Annotated in this window: 16 protein-coding genes; 7 read left to right on the top strand and 9 right to left on the bottom strand. The window is 38.2% G+C overall.

Annotation, left to right across the window (positions count from 1 at the left end):
• Positions 1-4: 4 nt before the first annotated feature.
• The gene (locus H0Z31_11435) at positions 5-742 is read right to left on the bottom strand and encodes an MBL fold metallo-hydrolase (GenBank protein MBO8178054.1); all 738 of its coding nucleotides are present in this window, start codon (positions 740-742) and stop codon (positions 5-7) included.
• Positions 743-977: 235 nt separating this feature from the next.
• Here H0Z31_11435 and H0Z31_11430 point away from each other — a divergent pair, with 235 nt between their 5' ends.
• Positions 978-1,115, top strand: coding sequence for a YhfH family protein (locus H0Z31_11430; GenBank protein MBO8178053.1), 138 nt, complete (start codon positions 978-980; stop codon positions 1,113-1,115).
• A 93-nt stretch (positions 1,116-1,208) separates the two neighbouring features.
• Here H0Z31_11430 and H0Z31_11425 read toward each other — a convergent pair whose 3' ends face one another.
• Complete coding sequence (locus H0Z31_11425; GenBank protein MBO8178052.1) at positions 1,209-1,943, bottom strand: FixH family protein; 735 nt, start codon at positions 1,941-1,943, stop codon at positions 1,209-1,211.
• A gap of 308 nt (positions 1,944-2,251) precedes the next feature.
• On the opposite strand from H0Z31_11425, the gene H0Z31_11420 reads away from it, so the two are divergent.
• Positions 2,252-2,833 carry an SCO family protein gene (locus H0Z31_11420; GenBank protein MBO8178051.1) on the top strand — a complete coding sequence of 194 codons (582 nt, stop codon included), beginning with the start codon at positions 2,252-2,254 and terminating at the stop codon, positions 2,831-2,833.
• Between the two features lie 479 nt (positions 2,834-3,312).
• Here the strand turns inward: H0Z31_11420 and hemY are convergent, their stop codons facing one another.
• The 3 genes from hemY to hemE are packed head-to-tail and all read right to left on the bottom strand — an operon-like array spanning position 3,313 to position 6,739.
• Positions 3,313-4,713 carry a protoporphyrinogen oxidase gene (gene hemY / locus H0Z31_11415; GenBank protein MBO8178050.1) on the bottom strand — a complete coding sequence of 467 codons (1,401 nt, stop codon included), beginning with the start codon at positions 4,711-4,713 and terminating at the stop codon, positions 3,313-3,315.
• A 28-nt stretch (positions 4,714-4,741) separates the two neighbouring features.
• A complete protein-coding gene (gene hemH / locus H0Z31_11410; protein MBO8178049.1) occupies positions 4,742-5,680 on the bottom strand; it encodes a ferrochelatase in 939 nt (312 codons plus the stop codon).
• A 12-nt stretch (positions 5,681-5,692) separates the two neighbouring features.
• Positions 5,693-6,739 carry a uroporphyrinogen decarboxylase gene (gene hemE, locus H0Z31_11405; protein ID MBO8178048.1) on the bottom strand — a complete coding sequence of 349 codons (1,047 nt, stop codon included), beginning with the start codon at positions 6,737-6,739 and terminating at the stop codon, positions 5,693-5,695.
• A 422-nt stretch (positions 6,740-7,161) separates the two neighbouring features.
• Between hemE and H0Z31_11400 the strand changes: the two genes are divergently transcribed.
• Positions 7,162-8,691 carry a Ppx/GppA family phosphatase gene (locus H0Z31_11400; protein MBO8178047.1) on the top strand — a complete coding sequence of 510 codons (1,530 nt, stop codon included), beginning with the start codon at positions 7,162-7,164 and terminating at the stop codon, positions 8,689-8,691.
• 27 nt (positions 8,692-8,718) lie between these two features.
• Entirely contained in the window at positions 8,719-10,812 is a 2,094-nt protein-coding gene (locus tag H0Z31_11395) for an RNA degradosome polyphosphate kinase (protein MBO8178046.1), read from the top strand.
• Between the two features lie 89 nt (positions 10,813-10,901).
• On the opposite strand, the gene H0Z31_11390 is transcribed toward H0Z31_11395, so the two are convergent.
• From H0Z31_11390 to H0Z31_11380, 3 genes are read right to left on the bottom strand one after another with little or no spacing between them, the layout of a single operon-like run.
• The gene (locus H0Z31_11390) at positions 10,902-11,615 is read right to left on the bottom strand and encodes an EcsC family protein (protein MBO8178045.1); all 714 of its coding nucleotides are present in this window, start codon (positions 11,613-11,615) and stop codon (positions 10,902-10,904) included.
• Between the two features lie 10 nt (positions 11,616-11,625).
• Positions 11,626-12,840: an ABC transporter permease gene (locus H0Z31_11385; GenBank protein ID MBO8178044.1), complete on the bottom strand. Its 1,215-nt coding sequence runs from the start codon at positions 12,838-12,840 to the stop codon at positions 11,626-11,628.
• Entirely contained in the window at positions 12,830-13,579 is a 750-nt protein-coding gene (locus H0Z31_11380; protein MBO8178043.1) for an ABC transporter ATP-binding protein, read from the bottom strand. The genes H0Z31_11385 and H0Z31_11380 overlap by 11 nt, the downstream gene beginning before the upstream one ends.
• Positions 13,580-14,064: 485 nt before the next feature.
• Between H0Z31_11380 and H0Z31_11375 the strand changes: the two genes are divergently transcribed.
• Together H0Z31_11375 and H0Z31_11370 are read left to right on the top strand one after the other, a co-directional pair.
• Entirely contained in the window at positions 14,065-14,493 is a 429-nt protein-coding gene (locus tag H0Z31_11375; GenBank protein MBO8178042.1) for an HIT family protein, read from the top strand.
• A 157-nt stretch (positions 14,494-14,650) separates the two neighbouring features.
• Positions 14,651-15,169, top strand: a complete 519-nt coding sequence (locus tag H0Z31_11370; GenBank protein MBO8178041.1) for a tryptophan transporter — start codon at positions 14,651-14,653, stop codon at positions 15,167-15,169.
• Between the two features lie 241 nt (positions 15,170-15,410).
• Here the strand turns inward: H0Z31_11370 and H0Z31_11365 are convergent, their stop codons facing one another.
• Entirely contained in the window at positions 15,411-15,605 is a 195-nt protein-coding gene (locus H0Z31_11365) for a hypothetical protein (GenBank protein MBO8178040.1), read from the bottom strand.
• Positions 15,606-15,781: 176 nt separating this feature from the next.
• Here H0Z31_11365 and H0Z31_11360 point away from each other — a divergent pair, with 176 nt between their 5' ends.
• The gene (locus tag H0Z31_11360) at positions 15,782-16,138 is read left to right on the top strand and encodes a YtxH domain-containing protein (protein ID MBO8178039.1); all 357 of its coding nucleotides are present in this window, start codon (positions 15,782-15,784) and stop codon (positions 16,136-16,138) included.
• Positions 16,139-16,249: the final 111 nt, after the last annotated feature.

Raw genomic sequence — 16,249 nt, 5'->3', positions numbered from 1 at the left:
TCCTTTACATATGCATGGTTAAACCTTTTTCCGCTAACATAATCGGCCCTTCGTAAATGCTGCCTGCTTCTTTAAGTAGCTGTTGTATATCACCAAAATGCGGAAGATGGGTTAATACAAGTTGTTTCACTTGTGCTTCACGCGCCATCCTGCCGGCATCCGTACTCGTCATATGCCCTGCCTTAGCGCCGTTCATACCAGCATAAAAATTACACTCACAAAGTAGAACATCAGCCTCTTTCGCAAAAGAAGCAAGACGTGGGTGATAAGCGGTATCCGCCGTATACACGAGGACTTTCCCGGCTGCTTCTATTCGCATCGCGTAACATGGGACCGGATGGATTGTTTCACAAAACGTAATGGTAAACGGTCCGACGATAACTGGTTCATTTTCATTATAAGGAATCCCTTTAGTTAAGTCCTTGTAGGTAAGCTTTTGAAATTCCTGTACCTGTTTTGTATGTCCATAGATGGGAAGCGGCAACTTTGGTACGTTCCCTAGATGCTTTTGAATGAGGCAAGCGTGCTGTAAAACCCCAATGTCGGCTATATGGTCGGCATGATAATGGGAAAGAACAACCGCATCTAATTGTTCTGGTTGAACGTCTTCTGGCAAATGGGATAACACACCACTTCCACAGTCTACTAATAATTTAAATCCATCATGCTCTAATAAGTATCCAGAACTAGCTTCTTGTTTTTTCGGATACCCACCCCAATGTCCGATAACGGTGGCTTTCATATCCATCCCCTCCTTATATCTTCCTTGTTCCTATAAATAGCGATTCCATTAATAAAGATACTACACGTTCTTGCCTTCTATTGTAGCGAAAAGATTCAAACCTTTCCTTATTTTTATCTTTCACGCATAATTTTTGTATTTTCAAAAAAATGATTGACCAACCTTACTCTGTTATAATACAATTTAATAAAAGATATACAGTTATATAACACCTTGTCCACTGGAGGTGAGTAGATTGATTAAAAACATTGTCGATTTTTTTAAAAACCTTCCCCCTAAGCATTGTGTTAAATGTGGAGAAAAAATAGAAGAACAACACGAATGTTACGGAAATACATGCGATCAATGTCTTAACGTGACCAATCTTAATTAATGACGCTTCTATTCAACATTCGCCATTCATGAGTCCTCATATAAAAAGGCTGCATTGTCATTCAAACAATACAGCCTTCTTTTTATTTCACCTTTAATGGGAATGACCAACGTGCAGAATCTCTTCTTTTTCAACCATGTCTTCTCCACTATGAACCATCGTCAAAACTTTGTAATGTCCTTCTTGTTCGAGTGTCACTGTTCCTTTATATTCACCGATCGCACTCATTTCACCATCTACTTTAGCTATTTCTTTGTTTGCTTCGTTTATAATGGTAAATTTCACTGTTGCGTTTTCAACCGGCTGACCGTCTTTGTTCACATGAACGATCAATTCAATCGGTTTACCTACAGGATTCATTTCTGGTTCCATCCAATGAACAGACAACCCTTCTTCCATTTGGTCATGGTGTGCCATTTCGTTTGTTGGATTTCCTATGGTAATGGTTTGTTTTGGCATGTTATGCATCCCTCGCGCCGTTACGTGTGCTTGGACAACGAATACCCCGTCACGATCAAACGTGTACGGTGCCGTATACGTACCGTCCTCGTTATTTGTTCCTTCCACCATCGTACTCTCGTCTTTTTTTCCGTCTTCCCAAACTTCAAACATTACTTCATCGGCGTCGGCCACTTTTTCTTTATTTTGTGTAACAATCGCTTTTAGTTCAATTTCTTCATTTACATCCCCTTTTTCAGGAAGCTCAATGGTGACTTCGATGGGATGAATGTCCTTTGCATCTTCAGTTTCGTCGTTATTTGCAGAACATCCAAGAAGCAATCCACCTATAAGTAATAAGACAAATCCTAATTTCCAACCTTTCTTCATCACTTTTTCCTCCTCTATGTTTCTACAAGGTCACTATATCTTTTAGATGTGAAATCATTGTGAAGTTCTTTTCACAATTTTTTGTCCATCAATTGGTAGTGAATTCTATCAAGCACACTGTCTTTCTACATCATTGACAAGTTGAAGTTGTGATTAAACGAGGAGAGTTTCACTTTACAAGGTAGAAGGGTTGAAATTGTGAGGAAACTATGAAAAAATTATGGACAAATGATAACAATTTAACTAGGAGCCACCATAGCAACGTTCATTTCGCTATAATAGTTCTGAAATGATTCTATATTTGGGGGATGAATATGAAAATTTCCAAACGAACAATTGGCTTATTTATCATCATCAGCACTATGCTTTTAACTGCTTGTAATTCCGAACTTGGAAACGGTGAACCAATTCAAGACTTTGAATTTACGAACCAAGATGGTAAACCATTTGGTTTGGCAGACTTAAAAGGTAAGGTTTGGATTGCTGACTTTATTTTTACTAATTGTGAAACGGTTTGTCCACCAATGACTTTTCATATGAGTGAATTACAAAAAATGGTCAAAGAAGAAGGACTAGAAAATGTCCATTTCGTTTCCTTTAGTGTCGATCCTGAAATAGATACCCCAGAGATTTTAAAAGAATACGCTAGTAAATTTGACGCCGATCTATCGAATTGGCATTTTTTAACAGGTTATTCTCAAGAAACGATCGAAAAGTTTGCTTATGAGCAATTTGAAACATATGTGAAAAAACCTCAAAACGATGACCAAGTCATTCACGGTACCCGTTTCTTTTTAATCAATGCAGACGGTGAGCTCGTCAAAGATTACAACGGTAATGCTGATGTACCATTTGATGAAATTATTGACGACTTGAAAAAGCTCCAATAAATGTTAGCCCTTGGCACAAATTTGGCCAAGGGCTTTTTTTCTAGGATTATTTTTCCATAAATTAAAAGTTTTTTTCATAAAATTGAAGTTTTTTCTCATAAATTAAGATTTTTTTCTCATAATGCAGAAGGTTTGCTCGTAAGATTTGATTTTTCTCATAACAATCGGGGCACCTGGCTTTCTTCATCTGACGATTTGCTCATTAATGTAGCGGTTTTCTCTTATGATCGGAAATTTTCCCATAAGCTTGAAGTTTTTTCCCATAAACTTAAATTTTTTTCTCATAAACTTGGATTTTTTTCCCATAAACTTGGATTTTTTTCTCATAAATTAAGATTTTTTTCTCATAATGCAAAAGGTTTGCTCATAAGGTTTGATTTTTCCTCATAAAATCGAAAATTTTTTTATAAATCAGAAGGTTTTTCATCCATTAAAAGTTTAAACGAGAAGAAACGAATTCGTCTCTTCTCGCTTTAATCCTAGGATTTTAAATACGCTAACATTTCTTGTACCGCTTTTTCTCCTTGGTCGATACAATCCGGCAAGCCAATTCCTTCAAATGAACTGCCGGCAATAATGACACCAGGTAGCTGTTGTCGTAGTTGTTGTTTTAACTTTTCCACTCGCTTTTGATGTCCCACTACGTATTGAGGCATCGCCTGTTTCCAACGGGTCACAATCGTAAAGAGCGGCTTTGCGGTCAGATCCATTGTTCGTTTTAAATCATCTAGTACAATTTGGGTAATGTCTTCATCGGATAAATCAACGACCGCTTCATCTCCTGCTCGACCGACGTAACAACGAAGGAGGACTTTCCCATCAGGAGTCGTATGAGGCCATTTTTTATGCGTCCACGTACATGCGGTAATCGTATAATCGCTATTGCGTGAAACGACAAAACCAGTCCCATCTAGTTGTTTTTTAATCGCTTCTTTCGGAAACGCCATAGCGACTGTGGCCACCGATGTCGACGGCATATGTTTAAACTCTTGAACCGCTTCAAGTTCCGGTAAAAGAGTAGTCAAGGCGACATGCGGTACCGTTATTACGACACCATCGGCTTGCAGGACTTCCCCGTTATTTAACTCGATCTGATACGTGTTTCCATCTTTTTTTACGTTTGTTACCTTGATTCCTTTTTTCACGGTTACGTCGGTTAAATGCTGTTCAATCGCTTCCACGAATGATTGTAATCCGTTTTTAAATGTAAGGAAAATCCCTTTTTTCTCTTTCCCTTTTGAACGAGGTTTTGGCATCGTTTTTTTCATTCCTAAAATCAGGCTACGATGCTTCTTTTCCACTTCATAAAATTGTGGGAACGTACTTTGTAAACTTAATTGATCGATATCTCCCGCATAAATTCCTGATAACAGCGGTTCAATTAAGTTCTCGACGACTTCATTCCCTAGACGCCGACGGAAAAATTGCCCAAGCGATTGGTCCCCGGTTGCTTTTGAGCGAGGAATCACGACATCGAGAGCGGCTCGAAATTTTCCTGTCATAGAAAATAATCCGCTTGTCACAAAAGGTGTTATATGCGTCGGAATCCCCATCACCGCTCCCTCTGGAATCGGATGAAGTTGTTCATTCACTAGTACATACGACGTACCGGTTGCGTTATTGACTAATTGATCGGCCATTCCAACTTCTTGTGCCAAACGGCTCATACTTGTTTTCCGCGCTAAAAAGGAATCCGGACCACGTTCTATAACAAAACCATCTTTACGAACGGTTTGAATTTTTCCTCCTAACTGGTAATTCGCTTCAATTAACGTAATTTCGTATGGGAGCTGTTGGTTTCGAATTTCTTTTTGTAAGTAATAAGCGGCAGTCAATCCAGTCATTCCACCGCCAATGATTGCAATGTGTTTTTTATTCACGTTCCATCGCCTTCTTTTTATCAACGTATTACTTGTTCATTCCAAGTGTTTTCATTACTACTGTAGCCATGGCGTCAATGAATTCCGGTGCCGTATTAGGCATTGGCGGTCGATAGTAGGAAACACCAAGTTCATCCGTTACCGCTCTACATTCAATGTCGTTATCGTACAACACTTCCAAATGATCAGAGACAAAGCCAACGGGTGCATAAACAAACGCTTTGTATCCATTTTCTTTATACAAAGTCCGAGTAATATCTTGTACATCTGGTCCTAACCATGGCTCTGGTGTATTGCCTGCACTTTGCCATGCAACCGCATAATCAGAAATGTTGGCCTTTTCCGTGATTAATTTCGCTGTTTCTTCTAATTGTTGTGGATATGGATCGCCTACCGTTAAGATTTTTTCCGGTAAGCTATGCGCTGATACAATTAATACGGCCTCATTTCGTTCCTCTTCTGGCATAGACGCGTATGTTTCTTTAATTTTTGTGACCCAGTAGTCAATAAATTTAGGCTCATCGTACCAGCTTTCAACCGAAGTAATCGTAGGTCCTCCTAATTTATTGGCTGTTTCTTTTGCCCGGCCATTGTATGATTTGACGCTAAACGTTGAGAAATGTGGTGCTAACACGATCGATACGGCTTCTTCGATTCCATCTTTGTGCATTTTTTCCACCGCATCTTCAACAAACGGTTCAATATGTTTTAATCCTAAATACATTTTGAACTCAACGTCATTTTGTAATTCGTTTAATCGCTCTTCTAATTTTTTGGCTTGCTCGAGTGTAATTTTGGCTAATGGAGAAATGCCACCAATGGCATCATATCGTTCTCTTAATTCATCCAGCATTTCTTGAGACGGCTTTCTGCCATGACGAATATGCGTATAATACCGTTCTAAATCTTCCTCTTTATATGGTGTTCCGTAAGCCATTACGAGAAGTCCCATTTTCCTTCTTGCCATGTGAGTCACCTCTTACGCCTTCATTTTTTCGGCACTATATTCATGAATAAACGCAGTAAGTTTTTTCAATGTGGTCGGTTGAATTTGCGGGAATACCCCGTGTCCTAGGTTAAATATATGGCCTGGCTGTTCGATTCCTTGGTCAAGAATTTCTTTGACACGCTCTTCAATCACTTCCCAAGGGGCTAATAAAATAGCCGGATCTAAGTTACCTTGTACCGTTTTATGAATGCCCATTTGGCGTGCTTCACGAATAGATAATCTCCAATCCAAACCGACAACATCAATCGGTAAGTCATTCCATTCAAGAGCTAAATGACTAGCCCCAACTCCAAACATAATGAGCGGTACATTTTCTTCACGTAAAGCTGTGAAAATTTTCTCCATTGTCGGTTTAATAAAGTAACGATAATCTGGTACGTTCAGTGCCCCAACCCATGAATCAAAAATTTGAATGGCACTTGCCCCAGCGTGAATTTGCGCTTTCACGTATGTAATGGTCATATCAGCTAGTTTGTCCATAAGAGCAAACCACGCTTTTGGCTCTGCATACATAAATGCTTTCGTTTTGTTATAATTTTTCGATGGACCGCCTTCAATCATATAGCTAGCTAACGTAAACGGAGCACCGGCAAATCCAATGAGGGGAACAGAAAGTTGTTCTTTTGTTAATATACGAATCGTATCCAGGACATAAGGAACATCTTTCTCCGGATGAATTTCTCCTAGTTTTTCTACATCTTGTAATGAACGGATTGGGTTATGGATAACCGGTCCCACCCCTGATTTAATTTCAACATCTACTCCAATAGCAGGTAATGGAGACATAATATCTTTATATAAAATTGCTGCATCCACATTATATTGTTCCACCGGTAAACGAGTTACGTACGCACATAGTTCCGGTTGATGAGTAATTTCAAATAAAGAATATTTCTCTTTTAACGCACGATACTCCGGTTGAGAGCGTCCAGCTTGTCGCATATACCAAACAGGCGTATATGGTACTTTCTCCCCACGAGCCGCCTGTAAAAATGTATCGTTAAACTTTCGTACCATAGTATGAATTCCACCTTTCCAAAAGAACATCTTCATTATATTGTACCATATCGTTCTTTGACCTTTTCATCATAACCTACTCTGTTATTACTGATTTCACTATAGTCCTTCCTGTGGAAAAAGGAAACTATTCGAGAGAAAATGTCATAAAATTGCCCTTTTTCATGTTGGATACTATCTAACCGGAAAAACTTACACGCACCATATATAAAGAATATAATAAAAGTAAGGGAAAAGTTAAAAAATTATTATTGATAATATGTTAAGATGTCCGGGACTTTTATCATCCGCTTATAACCGAAAAGCATACAAATCCTTCAACATCTCACCGAAAAGTGGCCGCAACTACTACACTATTGCTATAAAACCCACTATAAGTGTCCCGAACACTCGATAAAATACCACAAAAGAGGTCGTTATTCATGAAAACATTTGCAGTTATTGACATCGGCTCAAATACCATTCGAATAGTTATTTATGAACTTTCAACTTACAGGTCCTTTAAAGAAATCGAAAACGTAAAAATTGCTGCACGTCTGCGTAATTATTTATCCAACGATGGCTATTTTTCAACAGAAGGAATGACTCAACTAGTTGAAACATTATCCATTTTCAAAGAGATCATTCACAATTATCAAGTAGATGAGTTAAAAGTCATCGCTACCGCTACTATTCGACAAGCTAAAAATCAACAGAAAATAATAGATACCGTACGGAACGAAACGGGTTTCACGATTCAAGTATTAACCGAGTACGAAGAAGCGTATTATGGGTACTTTTCGGTTGTAAACTCCACTTCCATCCAAACCGGGATAGCCATTGATATCGGTGGTGGGAGTACAGAAATTACGTTATTCCAAGACCGAAAGTTCATTCAGTATCACAGTTTTCCATTCGGGGCATTGTCTCTCGCCAATGATTTTATCGAAGGTCAAGTCCCAACGAATGAAGAAATTCACCAATTAAAAACCTTCATTACCAATGAATTAACCACACACGATTGGATTCGCTCCACATTCGTTCCAATTGTCGGAATTGGTGGAAGTGCCCGCAACATGGTTCAAATTGACCAAGCGATAAAATCTTATCCAATCGCAAGTGTGCATCAATATGAACTCACTCAGCAAGACATTTCCCACATGATTGATTACCTAAGTTCCTTATCGTTTGATTCATTACAAAAAGTTGAAGGACTATCAAAAGACCGTGCCGATACGATCGTTCCAGCCCTTATCGTGTTTCTTGTGCTAATGGAAATATCCAATGCTCCATCTTTTATTTTAAGTCGTAAAGGACTTCGAGAAGGAATAATGTACGATCAAATGACGAAAACATTCGATCCCCCTCTTCTTCCAAATGTTGTCGAAGAAAGCTTTTTCGAGCTCGCTAACGACTTTCAAATTGATACAAAACACGCCGTCTATACAACCAATTTGTGCACGAAAATGTTTTATTTCCTACAACCTTATATCCCTTTTTCCTTAACGGACGACGACCTTTTATTATTACGACGAGCATCTTATACGTTTCATCTAGGGGAATATATTGATTCAGAATCTAGCAGTCAACATACGTTTTATGTATTGGCCAATCGAACTATTAATGGTCTTTCCCATAAAGAAAAAATTGAGCTAGCGCTTCTATCATCATATAAAAGTAATCGTATATTTAAACAATACGTTACTCCATTTAAGAATTGGTTTTCAAAAGAAGAGTTGAAAAAAATCCGTTTTTTAGGATCGCTTCTTAAATTTACTTATAGTTTTAATTACACAAAACGCCAAATAGTAAAAGACATATCCGTTACCCGTGGAAATGACGGTTTACATGTAAATCTATATTGCCAAAAAAATTGGATAGGGGAATACGAACAGATTGAAAAACAAAAGAAGCATCTAGAAAAAAATTTAAAAACAACTATCATTTTAACATTTGCAAAAGAACATACTTAAACTACAAGCATAAAAGGGGACGTTTCTATGAGGACACCATTAGATCATCCGAAATACTACAACAACCGTGAATTAAGTTGGTTAGCGTTTAACGAACGAGTCCTGGAAGAAGCATTAGATGAACGTAATCCATTATTAGAGAGATTAAAATTTTTATCCATTTTTTCATCTAATTTAGACGAATTTTTTATGGTTCGAGTAGCCGGACTAAAAGACCAAGTCAAAGCCGGTTTTAATAAACCTGAAAATAAAGCTGGTCTCACTCCAAAACAACAGCTAGAAAAAATTTCAATTAAAACTCATGAATTAATTATTAAGCAGTACGAGGCCTTTAATCAGATTATCTTACCTCAATTAAAAGAGGAAAACATCGAATTTTTATCGTTGGACGAGCTCGATGAACGACAACTAACGTTTTTAGAAAAATATTACACGAATCAAGTCTTTCCTGTTTTAACTCCGATGGCGATCGATGCCTATCGACCATTTCCCATGCTCTTGAATAAAAGCTTAAATTTAGCTGTTATGTTAGAGGACGAGGATGAATTCGAGGGACAACGGTTAAAATTGGCCATTGTTCAAGTACCCGCTGTCCTACAACGGTTTATTCGGGTTCCTTCCAAAAATGACATTTATCAATACGTTCTTCTAGAAGATGTGATTACCTACTTTATCGACAAACTGTTTCACGGCTATCATGTACATACCGTGACTCAATTCCGTATTACAAGAAATGCCGATTTAACGATTCATGAAGAAGGAGCACGTGATTTATTAAAAGAAATTGAAAAAGAGCTTAAGAAACGGAAATGGGGAGCAGCCATACGTCTCGAAGTGAGTGAAAAAGGACTTGATTGGCGAACTCTTTCCTTTTTAAAAAACGAATTAGAAATTTATGAAAAGGACGTTTATATTATTCAAGGTCCGCTTGATTTAACGTATTTGTTTAGCTTTTACAAAGACCTAATCTCGTTGAAGGAACACTTAGTGTTTGAGACGATGATTCCGCAACCACCTAAAGATTTAATTGGTTATGAAGACATTTTTGTGGCGGCCCTTGAAAAAGATATTTTACTCCATCACCCGTACGAATCGTTCCAACCTGTTATTGACTTTGTATCCGATGCGGCAGATGATCCGAATGTATTAGCAATTAAACAAACGCTATATCGGGTAAGTGGGGACTCCCCAATCATAAACGCGTTAAAGCGTGCAGTAGAAAATGGAAAGCAAGTCACCGTATTAGTCGAATTAAAGGCGCGTTTTGATGAGGAAAAAAATGTGCAATGGGCAAAAGAATTAGAAAAAGCAGGCTGCCACGTAATTTACGGAATGACTTATCTAAAAACTCACAGTAAAATTACGCTTGTTGTCAGAAGAAGGAACGGAAAAATTGAACGTTTTGTCCATTTAGGTACGGGAAATTACAACGATCAAACTGCCAAATTGTATACTGATTATGGATTGATTACGTCAAACGAGAAAATTGGTGAAGATGCGACTCATTTCTTTAATTACCTTAGCGGATATTTAGAAAAACCAAATTTTCACTATCTTTCAGTCGCTCCATACGACATACGCTCACATCTTATATCGCTTATTGAACGTGAAATAAAATACCAAAAGCAACATGGGGACGGTCGTATTATTGCGAAAATGAATTCCTTAACCGATAAAGAACTCATTATGAAGCTGTATGAAGCCTCCATCGCTGGTGTACAAATCGACTTAATTGTTCGTGGCATTTGTTGCTTAAAGCCGCAAATTAAGGGGGTTAGTGAAAATATTTGCGTTCGTAGCATCGTCGGGCGCTTCTTAGAGCATAGCCGTGTCTATTATTTCCTTAACAATGGCAAAGAAGACGTCTTCCTCTCCTCTGCTGATATGATGACTCGGAATATGGAAAAACGGGTCGAAATCATGTGGCCGATCTTTGATGAAGGATTAAAAAAACGGTTAATAAAAAATTTAGAGATTGAACTTGCCGACAATTCGAAGGCAAGAGAACAAGATGAAACTGGGAAATACCATTACGTACCACACCATGAGAGGGAACCACTAATAGAAAGTCAAAGAGTATTTATGGAAATGTCTTATATGGTGAAAGAAGACGAGGAATAAGCGCTCACCGGCTCCTTGAATAAATCTAATGGGGTTTTCGCTTTCATACGAAAACCGCCAATGTATATAACAATGGCGGTTTTTTCTTATCATTTATGAAGTTGTTGCCCCCAACGAATTCGGTATGCATTCATTGCCGTTTCCCCCAAATGATCGAGCAACTGTTTATTCGCTACTGCCCCAACGATTGCTCCAAAGCCAGGAACCAATTGCAGGAGTTTGACAAAATCTATATAGTCCCGATATTCTTGTTGAAATACATACCAATCCACATCGGTAATTTCCTCTTTTTTCTCTTCCCACTCTTCAATCATTTGCAATGTTCTTGCCCGATGTTCTTGACTCGAAAAGGCTAGTTGAAACACGTACAGAAGAAATAGCCGTTCTTTTTGGTCTCTCGTGTCAAATCCATAAAGGGCCGCCGTTTCGAACAAAAATTTCATTTTAATCGAGAGCAGCAGTGGAAAATCGGACAAACCTAACAAAATGCCCCCTGCACCTGTACCCGCTCCCTCAACGATTGCTAACTTTTTATACTTTTCTTTCGCTGCCAGCACTTTCTGTTCTCGTTCAGCAAACGACACGGGCTCATGAAACGGCTTTGTTACATATTCATTTCCTAATAGTACCACTTGGACCATTTTTTTAATACTCTCAGTAATGAATTCGTGAACACGATTAGGGATGAATTCGTTCACCTTTTTTTGTGTCTTCTTCGAAAATCGTTCGAACGTCGTCGGTCGTTTTAAAAGTTTGTAACGCCACCGGCTCACTTCCGACTGTAGATGTTCCCACTCATTCATGCAGCATTCATCACCTATCCTCTTGTTTTTTCACATGCTTTTTCGCAAAAACCTTAACAAACATCCAAATCAACACGGTTTGCCCAATAAGGACCGTCCCACTAACCGCATATGCACCAGTCGCCACTAAAACAAGCACGAATACGATGAGTTGAATCAGTAATATCGTACGTAGCAACCGTAAATAAGAGTACATATGAACGGTCGATTGAACTGGGTATATAAATGTCCATAATACTTGGCGGTGATACCTCCATAACGGAAGAAGCTGCAACCCGGTCATATACATAAACAGGACAGCAACAATCATTTGTCCGAACACCATATCACGGAATAACCATATTAAAAAACTACCTATGGCTGTCAACCGCACAACTAAATAAAAATATTCATTGTTCCGAAGAAACATCCGAATAAATAAAAAATCGTACGTTTTTGAAGTCGAAAAAGGGACATTGCGAAGAAAGAAATCAGCCCACTTCCGACGTTTAATTTGTCCTTTTAACTTTGGTACATCGGTAAATAAATTGGCGAATCGGTAAAAGGACATTTTTCTCTTTTCTTCTCGTTGTATAAGTCGTTCCCATTGTAATGGCAATTTCGTAGTACTTTTTTGAAAATACCAACCGTACAACAGGAATATGAGAATAACGCCTATCACCATTAAAGACTTGTGCAGCAAAACATAAATGAATATTCCATTTATCAAATAGCGAACAATGGAATCGATCCACACATGCGTATGGTTCGGTAACTTTAATACGTTCCAATGAACAAAAAGGTTCCATCCTTTAATGAATAACAAGACGATTAAAATACCGATAAAATGACCGATAGAAACAGTTGCTATTTGCTTGTACATTGGAAGCACAAACAGCCATAGAAAAAATAAAATATACGACTGAATGATGAAGCTCCATTGAATACTTTTCAAATAATATGGACGCATTTTGTTTTCAGCAGGAAGTAAAAACACTTGATCTGCCGGCTCAAATAACGTGTATATCGGGCTATACGTTAAACCCGTTGCCAACACAATGGCCAAAGCGACAATAACAGGAAAGTTCTCTTCTAACGTTTCCGTCCATTGTTGGTAGGAAAACAGTAGTCCACCGAACAAAATGAAGACAACTAAAACAAGATGGTCATTGAACATGTAGCGACCATATTTCCGAATGTCGGACCAAACGTATTGCACCCGTTTCGACCATAGTTCACTCCACATGCTTATCGCCATCTTCCTTCGTTAATTGGATATAGAGGTCATCTAATGTTGCATTGGGCATGCCAAACTGTTCCTGCAATTCGTTTAACGTCCCTTTTGCTCGAATGGTTCCGTTATGTAAAATCACAAACGAATCACAATGTTTCTCAGCAGTTGCTAAAATATGTGTGGACATTAAAATTCCTGTCCCATCTTTTTTGGCCTCTTGAAGAAATTGAAGCAATGATTGAATGCCTAAAGGATCTAAACCAACGAAAGGCTCATCAATAATATATAATGAAGGTCGTACTAAAAAGGCCGCCATAATCATTGCTTTTTGCTTCATTCCTTTTGAAAAATGAGCAGGAAACCAACGTAGTCGCTTCTCCATATGAAACGCTTTCGCTAATGGCATCACCCGAGACTCAAACACTTTCTCATCGATTCCGTATGCCATCGCCGTTAGCTTTAAATGCTCTTCTAATGTTAGTTCATCATATAAAATTGGTGTTTCCGGTATATAGGCAAACTGTTGGCGATATTCGTCAGGTTGATCCTCGAGTGAACGACCATTAATCGTAATCAATCCTTGATGAGGACGCATTAAGCCGATAATATGTTTGATCGTCGTACTTTTACCAGCACCGTTTAATCCAATTAACCCAACCATTTCGCCTCGCTTTACTTCAAACGAAATATTTTTTAACACAGGTTTGGCGGAATATCCTCCCGTCAACTGTTGAACGGAAAGTAACGTCATAACTACTTCTCCTTCTTTTCAGGTAAGTTGATTTTATTGTATCAGATGGAGAACAAATTTTCATTTTCACACAATTTTCCTGAATGACTTATTCATAAATGGTAATCATAATGAGTGAAGGGGTTCACCTTAATAAACAAACGGGGTGGTTGTTAAAGACCAATTACAACACATGTAATTCGGCCCTGTTCATGATGGGCGTTTTACATGGAGAATGACATTAAATGTAAAAAAGCAGTACCATACTCGATAAGGGGATGGTTAGCTTGAACATCGTCATAAGCTCCAACTTTTTCTTATAACACTTCTTAAAAATGAGGTGTTTATCAAAGAGACGGATAAAACAACCCATCAGTTTTAGCAACCCCTTCATGGGGAGGATTCTACTCGAGGATCCTCCCCTTTATATGTGTACGCCTAGAAATTCTTTCCGACTTTTCGTATTATTAAAATTAACCAATATTAAATGAAAGGAGCTTATGATCATGCAAGATTGTATTTTTTGTAAAATCGTACAAGGGGATATCCCAGCGGCGAAAGTGTACGAGGACGACCACGTATTAGCTTTTCTCGACATAAGCCAAGTAACAAAAGGTCATACACTTGTCATTCCAAAAGTACATAAACAAAATGTGTATGAATTAACACCAGAAATTGCCCAACATCTTTTCAAAGTCGTACCAAAAATCGCCAATGCTATTAAAGAAACGTATCATCCTATCGGCATGAACTTATTAAATAATAATGGTGAAGAAGCGGGACAATCCGTCTTCCATTTCCATCTTCATTTAATCCCACGTTATGGTAAAGGGGATGGCTTTGGTGCTGTTTGGAAAACAAATAACCATGCGTATACGCCTGATGACTTACAAGCCATCGCTTCTTCTATTGCTAACCACATAGGTAAAGAATAAAAAAACAGGTGATTCAATGGAATCACCTATTTTTTATGAAAATTTCTTTCTGTTTAAAACAGGTTATGGTATAATGTCCGTAACATTCCCGCTACTGGTCCAAATGATACAGTAGGGGAATTGAGAAGAGTTTAGAAAAGAAGAGGAGAGATGAGGAATGAAAACGAAGACACTTGTCATTTTATCCCTATTTGTAGGCATTGGTGCTGTATTGCACACCATTGTTCCGGGAATTTTTTTAGGAATGAAACCGGACATGATGCTTACGATGATGTTTTTAGGAATTTTGATGTTCCCTAAACCGAACCATATTTTCTTACTCGGAATTGTAACAGGGCTAATTTCGGGAATTACGTCCACTTTTCCAGGAGGCTTTCTTCCTAACGTCGTCGATAAAATGTTAACGGCTTTCATCGTATATAGTTTATTTGTCCTTATTCGACGCATGGTAAGTCCATATATCGGAGCCCTCATTTTAACAGCTATTGGTACGTTAATTTCTGGTTCCATCTTTTTATCCACAGCGGCACTGATTGTTGGATTACCTGGACCATTTGTTGGGCTATTTGTTTCTGTTGTTTTACCGGCAGCCGTCGTGAATACATTAGCCATGATGATTATTTTCCCAATTGTTCAATCAATATTCAAAAGAACTCACATAATCGAACAAGTGTAAATACAAAACTAGAACCCTACTGCTTTGTAGGGTTCTTTTTTATTGATGGCTCTGTTAAATGATACTGTTGATATTTATTCATTACGCTTGTGGCGGACGCTTTCCGCGGGCAAGCCGCAAGCCGCTTCCCTTGCTACGCTCAAGTAAGGGTCTTGCCTGGCTTCTTGTTCCCGCTGGAGTCGCCGCCTTTCGCTTCATGTGAACAACTTGCTAAAAATCAACAATAAAATATAACAGAGCCTTATTGATTAATGAATAGCAACAGCCAACCGACTAACATCATGATAGCTCCGCCCCCGGCTAAAACTAACGCCCGCTTTTTCAATATATTTTTGGGTGGATACATACCTGGTCGATAACTAGCTATTACATAATGGATTGTACCAAAAAATAAGATGGCGCTAACGGCGAAAAAACCAAAGATGATTCCACTCATTCCGTCACTCCTCTTCTGATCCGCTCTTATTAAAAAATATGCTAAAGTTGTTTCTGTTATGAAAAAGGAAAAATTCGTTCCATTGTAAAATAAAAAAGGAATTTTTAAAAAATTGTCGAAATATTTTAACTGATTCTCTTTCTACACATATGGAAATAAATAATGAGGTGAACAAGATGAACATGAAATGGTTGACATATGGTATTCTTTTTGGTGGTGCGGTTGGAGCTATTACCGCGTTATTTTCAGCTCCTTCATCAGGTGAAGAATTACGCAAACAAATTCGTGAACAAAAAGATGAATGGTGCAGATGGCTTCAAGAACTAAATATACATCTTCACAATCTTCAAACCTCCGTTCAACATACGACGAAAGAAGGAAAAGAAGTCTTATCAGAACTTATCACTGACTTGAAACAATCCTTCCACCAGTGGCGCCATGAAATGAAGCCACACGAAAATCTCTTAAAACAGGAAATTGCAGAAATTCACAAAGCCCTTACTGAGCTTGAACAAAAATTAAATCATTCTTAATAATATATGAATAAAAATTTAATCCACCTAATCACAAAGGTAGAGTCCCTTCCTTTCATTCAAACTTATATAACCTTTGAAACCACTGTTCTATCCTTTTTGTCTATTATT

The organism is Bacillus sp. (in: firmicutes), from assembly GCA_017656295.1.
Lineage (GTDB): Bacteria > Bacillota > Bacilli > Bacillales > JACDOC01 > JACDOC01.
The sequence above is the reverse complement of the archived record's forward strand: the minus strand, read 5'-3'. Positions and strand labels throughout refer to the sequence as shown.

What these genes read in the sequence shown, in the direction of transcription:
- H0Z31_11435 (MBO8178054.1), bottom strand. Translation starts at nt 742, where the DNA reads ATGAAAGCCACCGTTATCGGACATTGGGGTGGGTATCCGAAAAAACAA.
- H0Z31_11425 (MBO8178052.1), bottom strand. Translation starts at nt 1,943, where the DNA reads ATGAAGAAAGGTTGGAAATTAGGATTTGTCTTATTACTTATAGGTGGA.
- H0Z31_11420 (MBO8178051.1), top strand. Translation starts at nt 2,252, where the DNA reads ATGAATATGAAAATTTCCAAACGAACAATTGGCTTATTTATCATCATC.
- hemH (MBO8178049.1), bottom strand. Translation starts at nt 5,680, where the DNA reads ATGGCAAGAAGGAAAATGGGACTTCTCGTAATGGCTTACGGAACACCA.
- hemE (MBO8178048.1), bottom strand. Translation starts at nt 6,739, where the DNA reads ATGGTACGAAAGTTTAACGATACATTTTTACAGGCGGCTCGTGGGGAG.
- H0Z31_11400 (MBO8178047.1), top strand. Translation starts at nt 7,162, where the DNA reads ATGAAAACATTTGCAGTTATTGACATCGGCTCAAATACCATTCGAATA.
- H0Z31_11395 (MBO8178046.1), top strand. Translation starts at nt 8,719, where the DNA reads ATGAGGACACCATTAGATCATCCGAAATACTACAACAACCGTGAATTA.
- H0Z31_11390 (MBO8178045.1), bottom strand. Translation starts at nt 11,615, where the DNA reads ATGAATGAGTGGGAACATCTACAGTCGGAAGTGAGCCGGTGGCGTTAC.
- H0Z31_11385 (MBO8178044.1), bottom strand. Translation starts at nt 12,840, where the DNA reads ATGTGGAGTGAACTATGGTCGAAACGGGTGCAATACGTTTGGTCCGAC.
- H0Z31_11380 (MBO8178043.1), bottom strand. Translation starts at nt 13,579, where the DNA reads ATGACGTTACTTTCCGTTCAACAGTTGACGGGAGGATATTCCGCCAAA.
- H0Z31_11375 (MBO8178042.1), top strand. Translation starts at nt 14,065, where the DNA reads ATGCAAGATTGTATTTTTTGTAAAATCGTACAAGGGGATATCCCAGCG.
- H0Z31_11370 (MBO8178041.1), top strand. Translation starts at nt 14,651, where the DNA reads ATGAAAACGAAGACACTTGTCATTTTATCCCTATTTGTAGGCATTGGT.
- H0Z31_11365 (MBO8178040.1), bottom strand. Translation starts at nt 15,605, where the DNA reads ATGAGTGGAATCATCTTTGGTTTTTTCGCCGTTAGCGCCATCTTATTT.
- H0Z31_11360 (MBO8178039.1), top strand. Translation starts at nt 15,782, where the DNA reads ATGAACATGAAATGGTTGACATATGGTATTCTTTTTGGTGGTGCGGTT.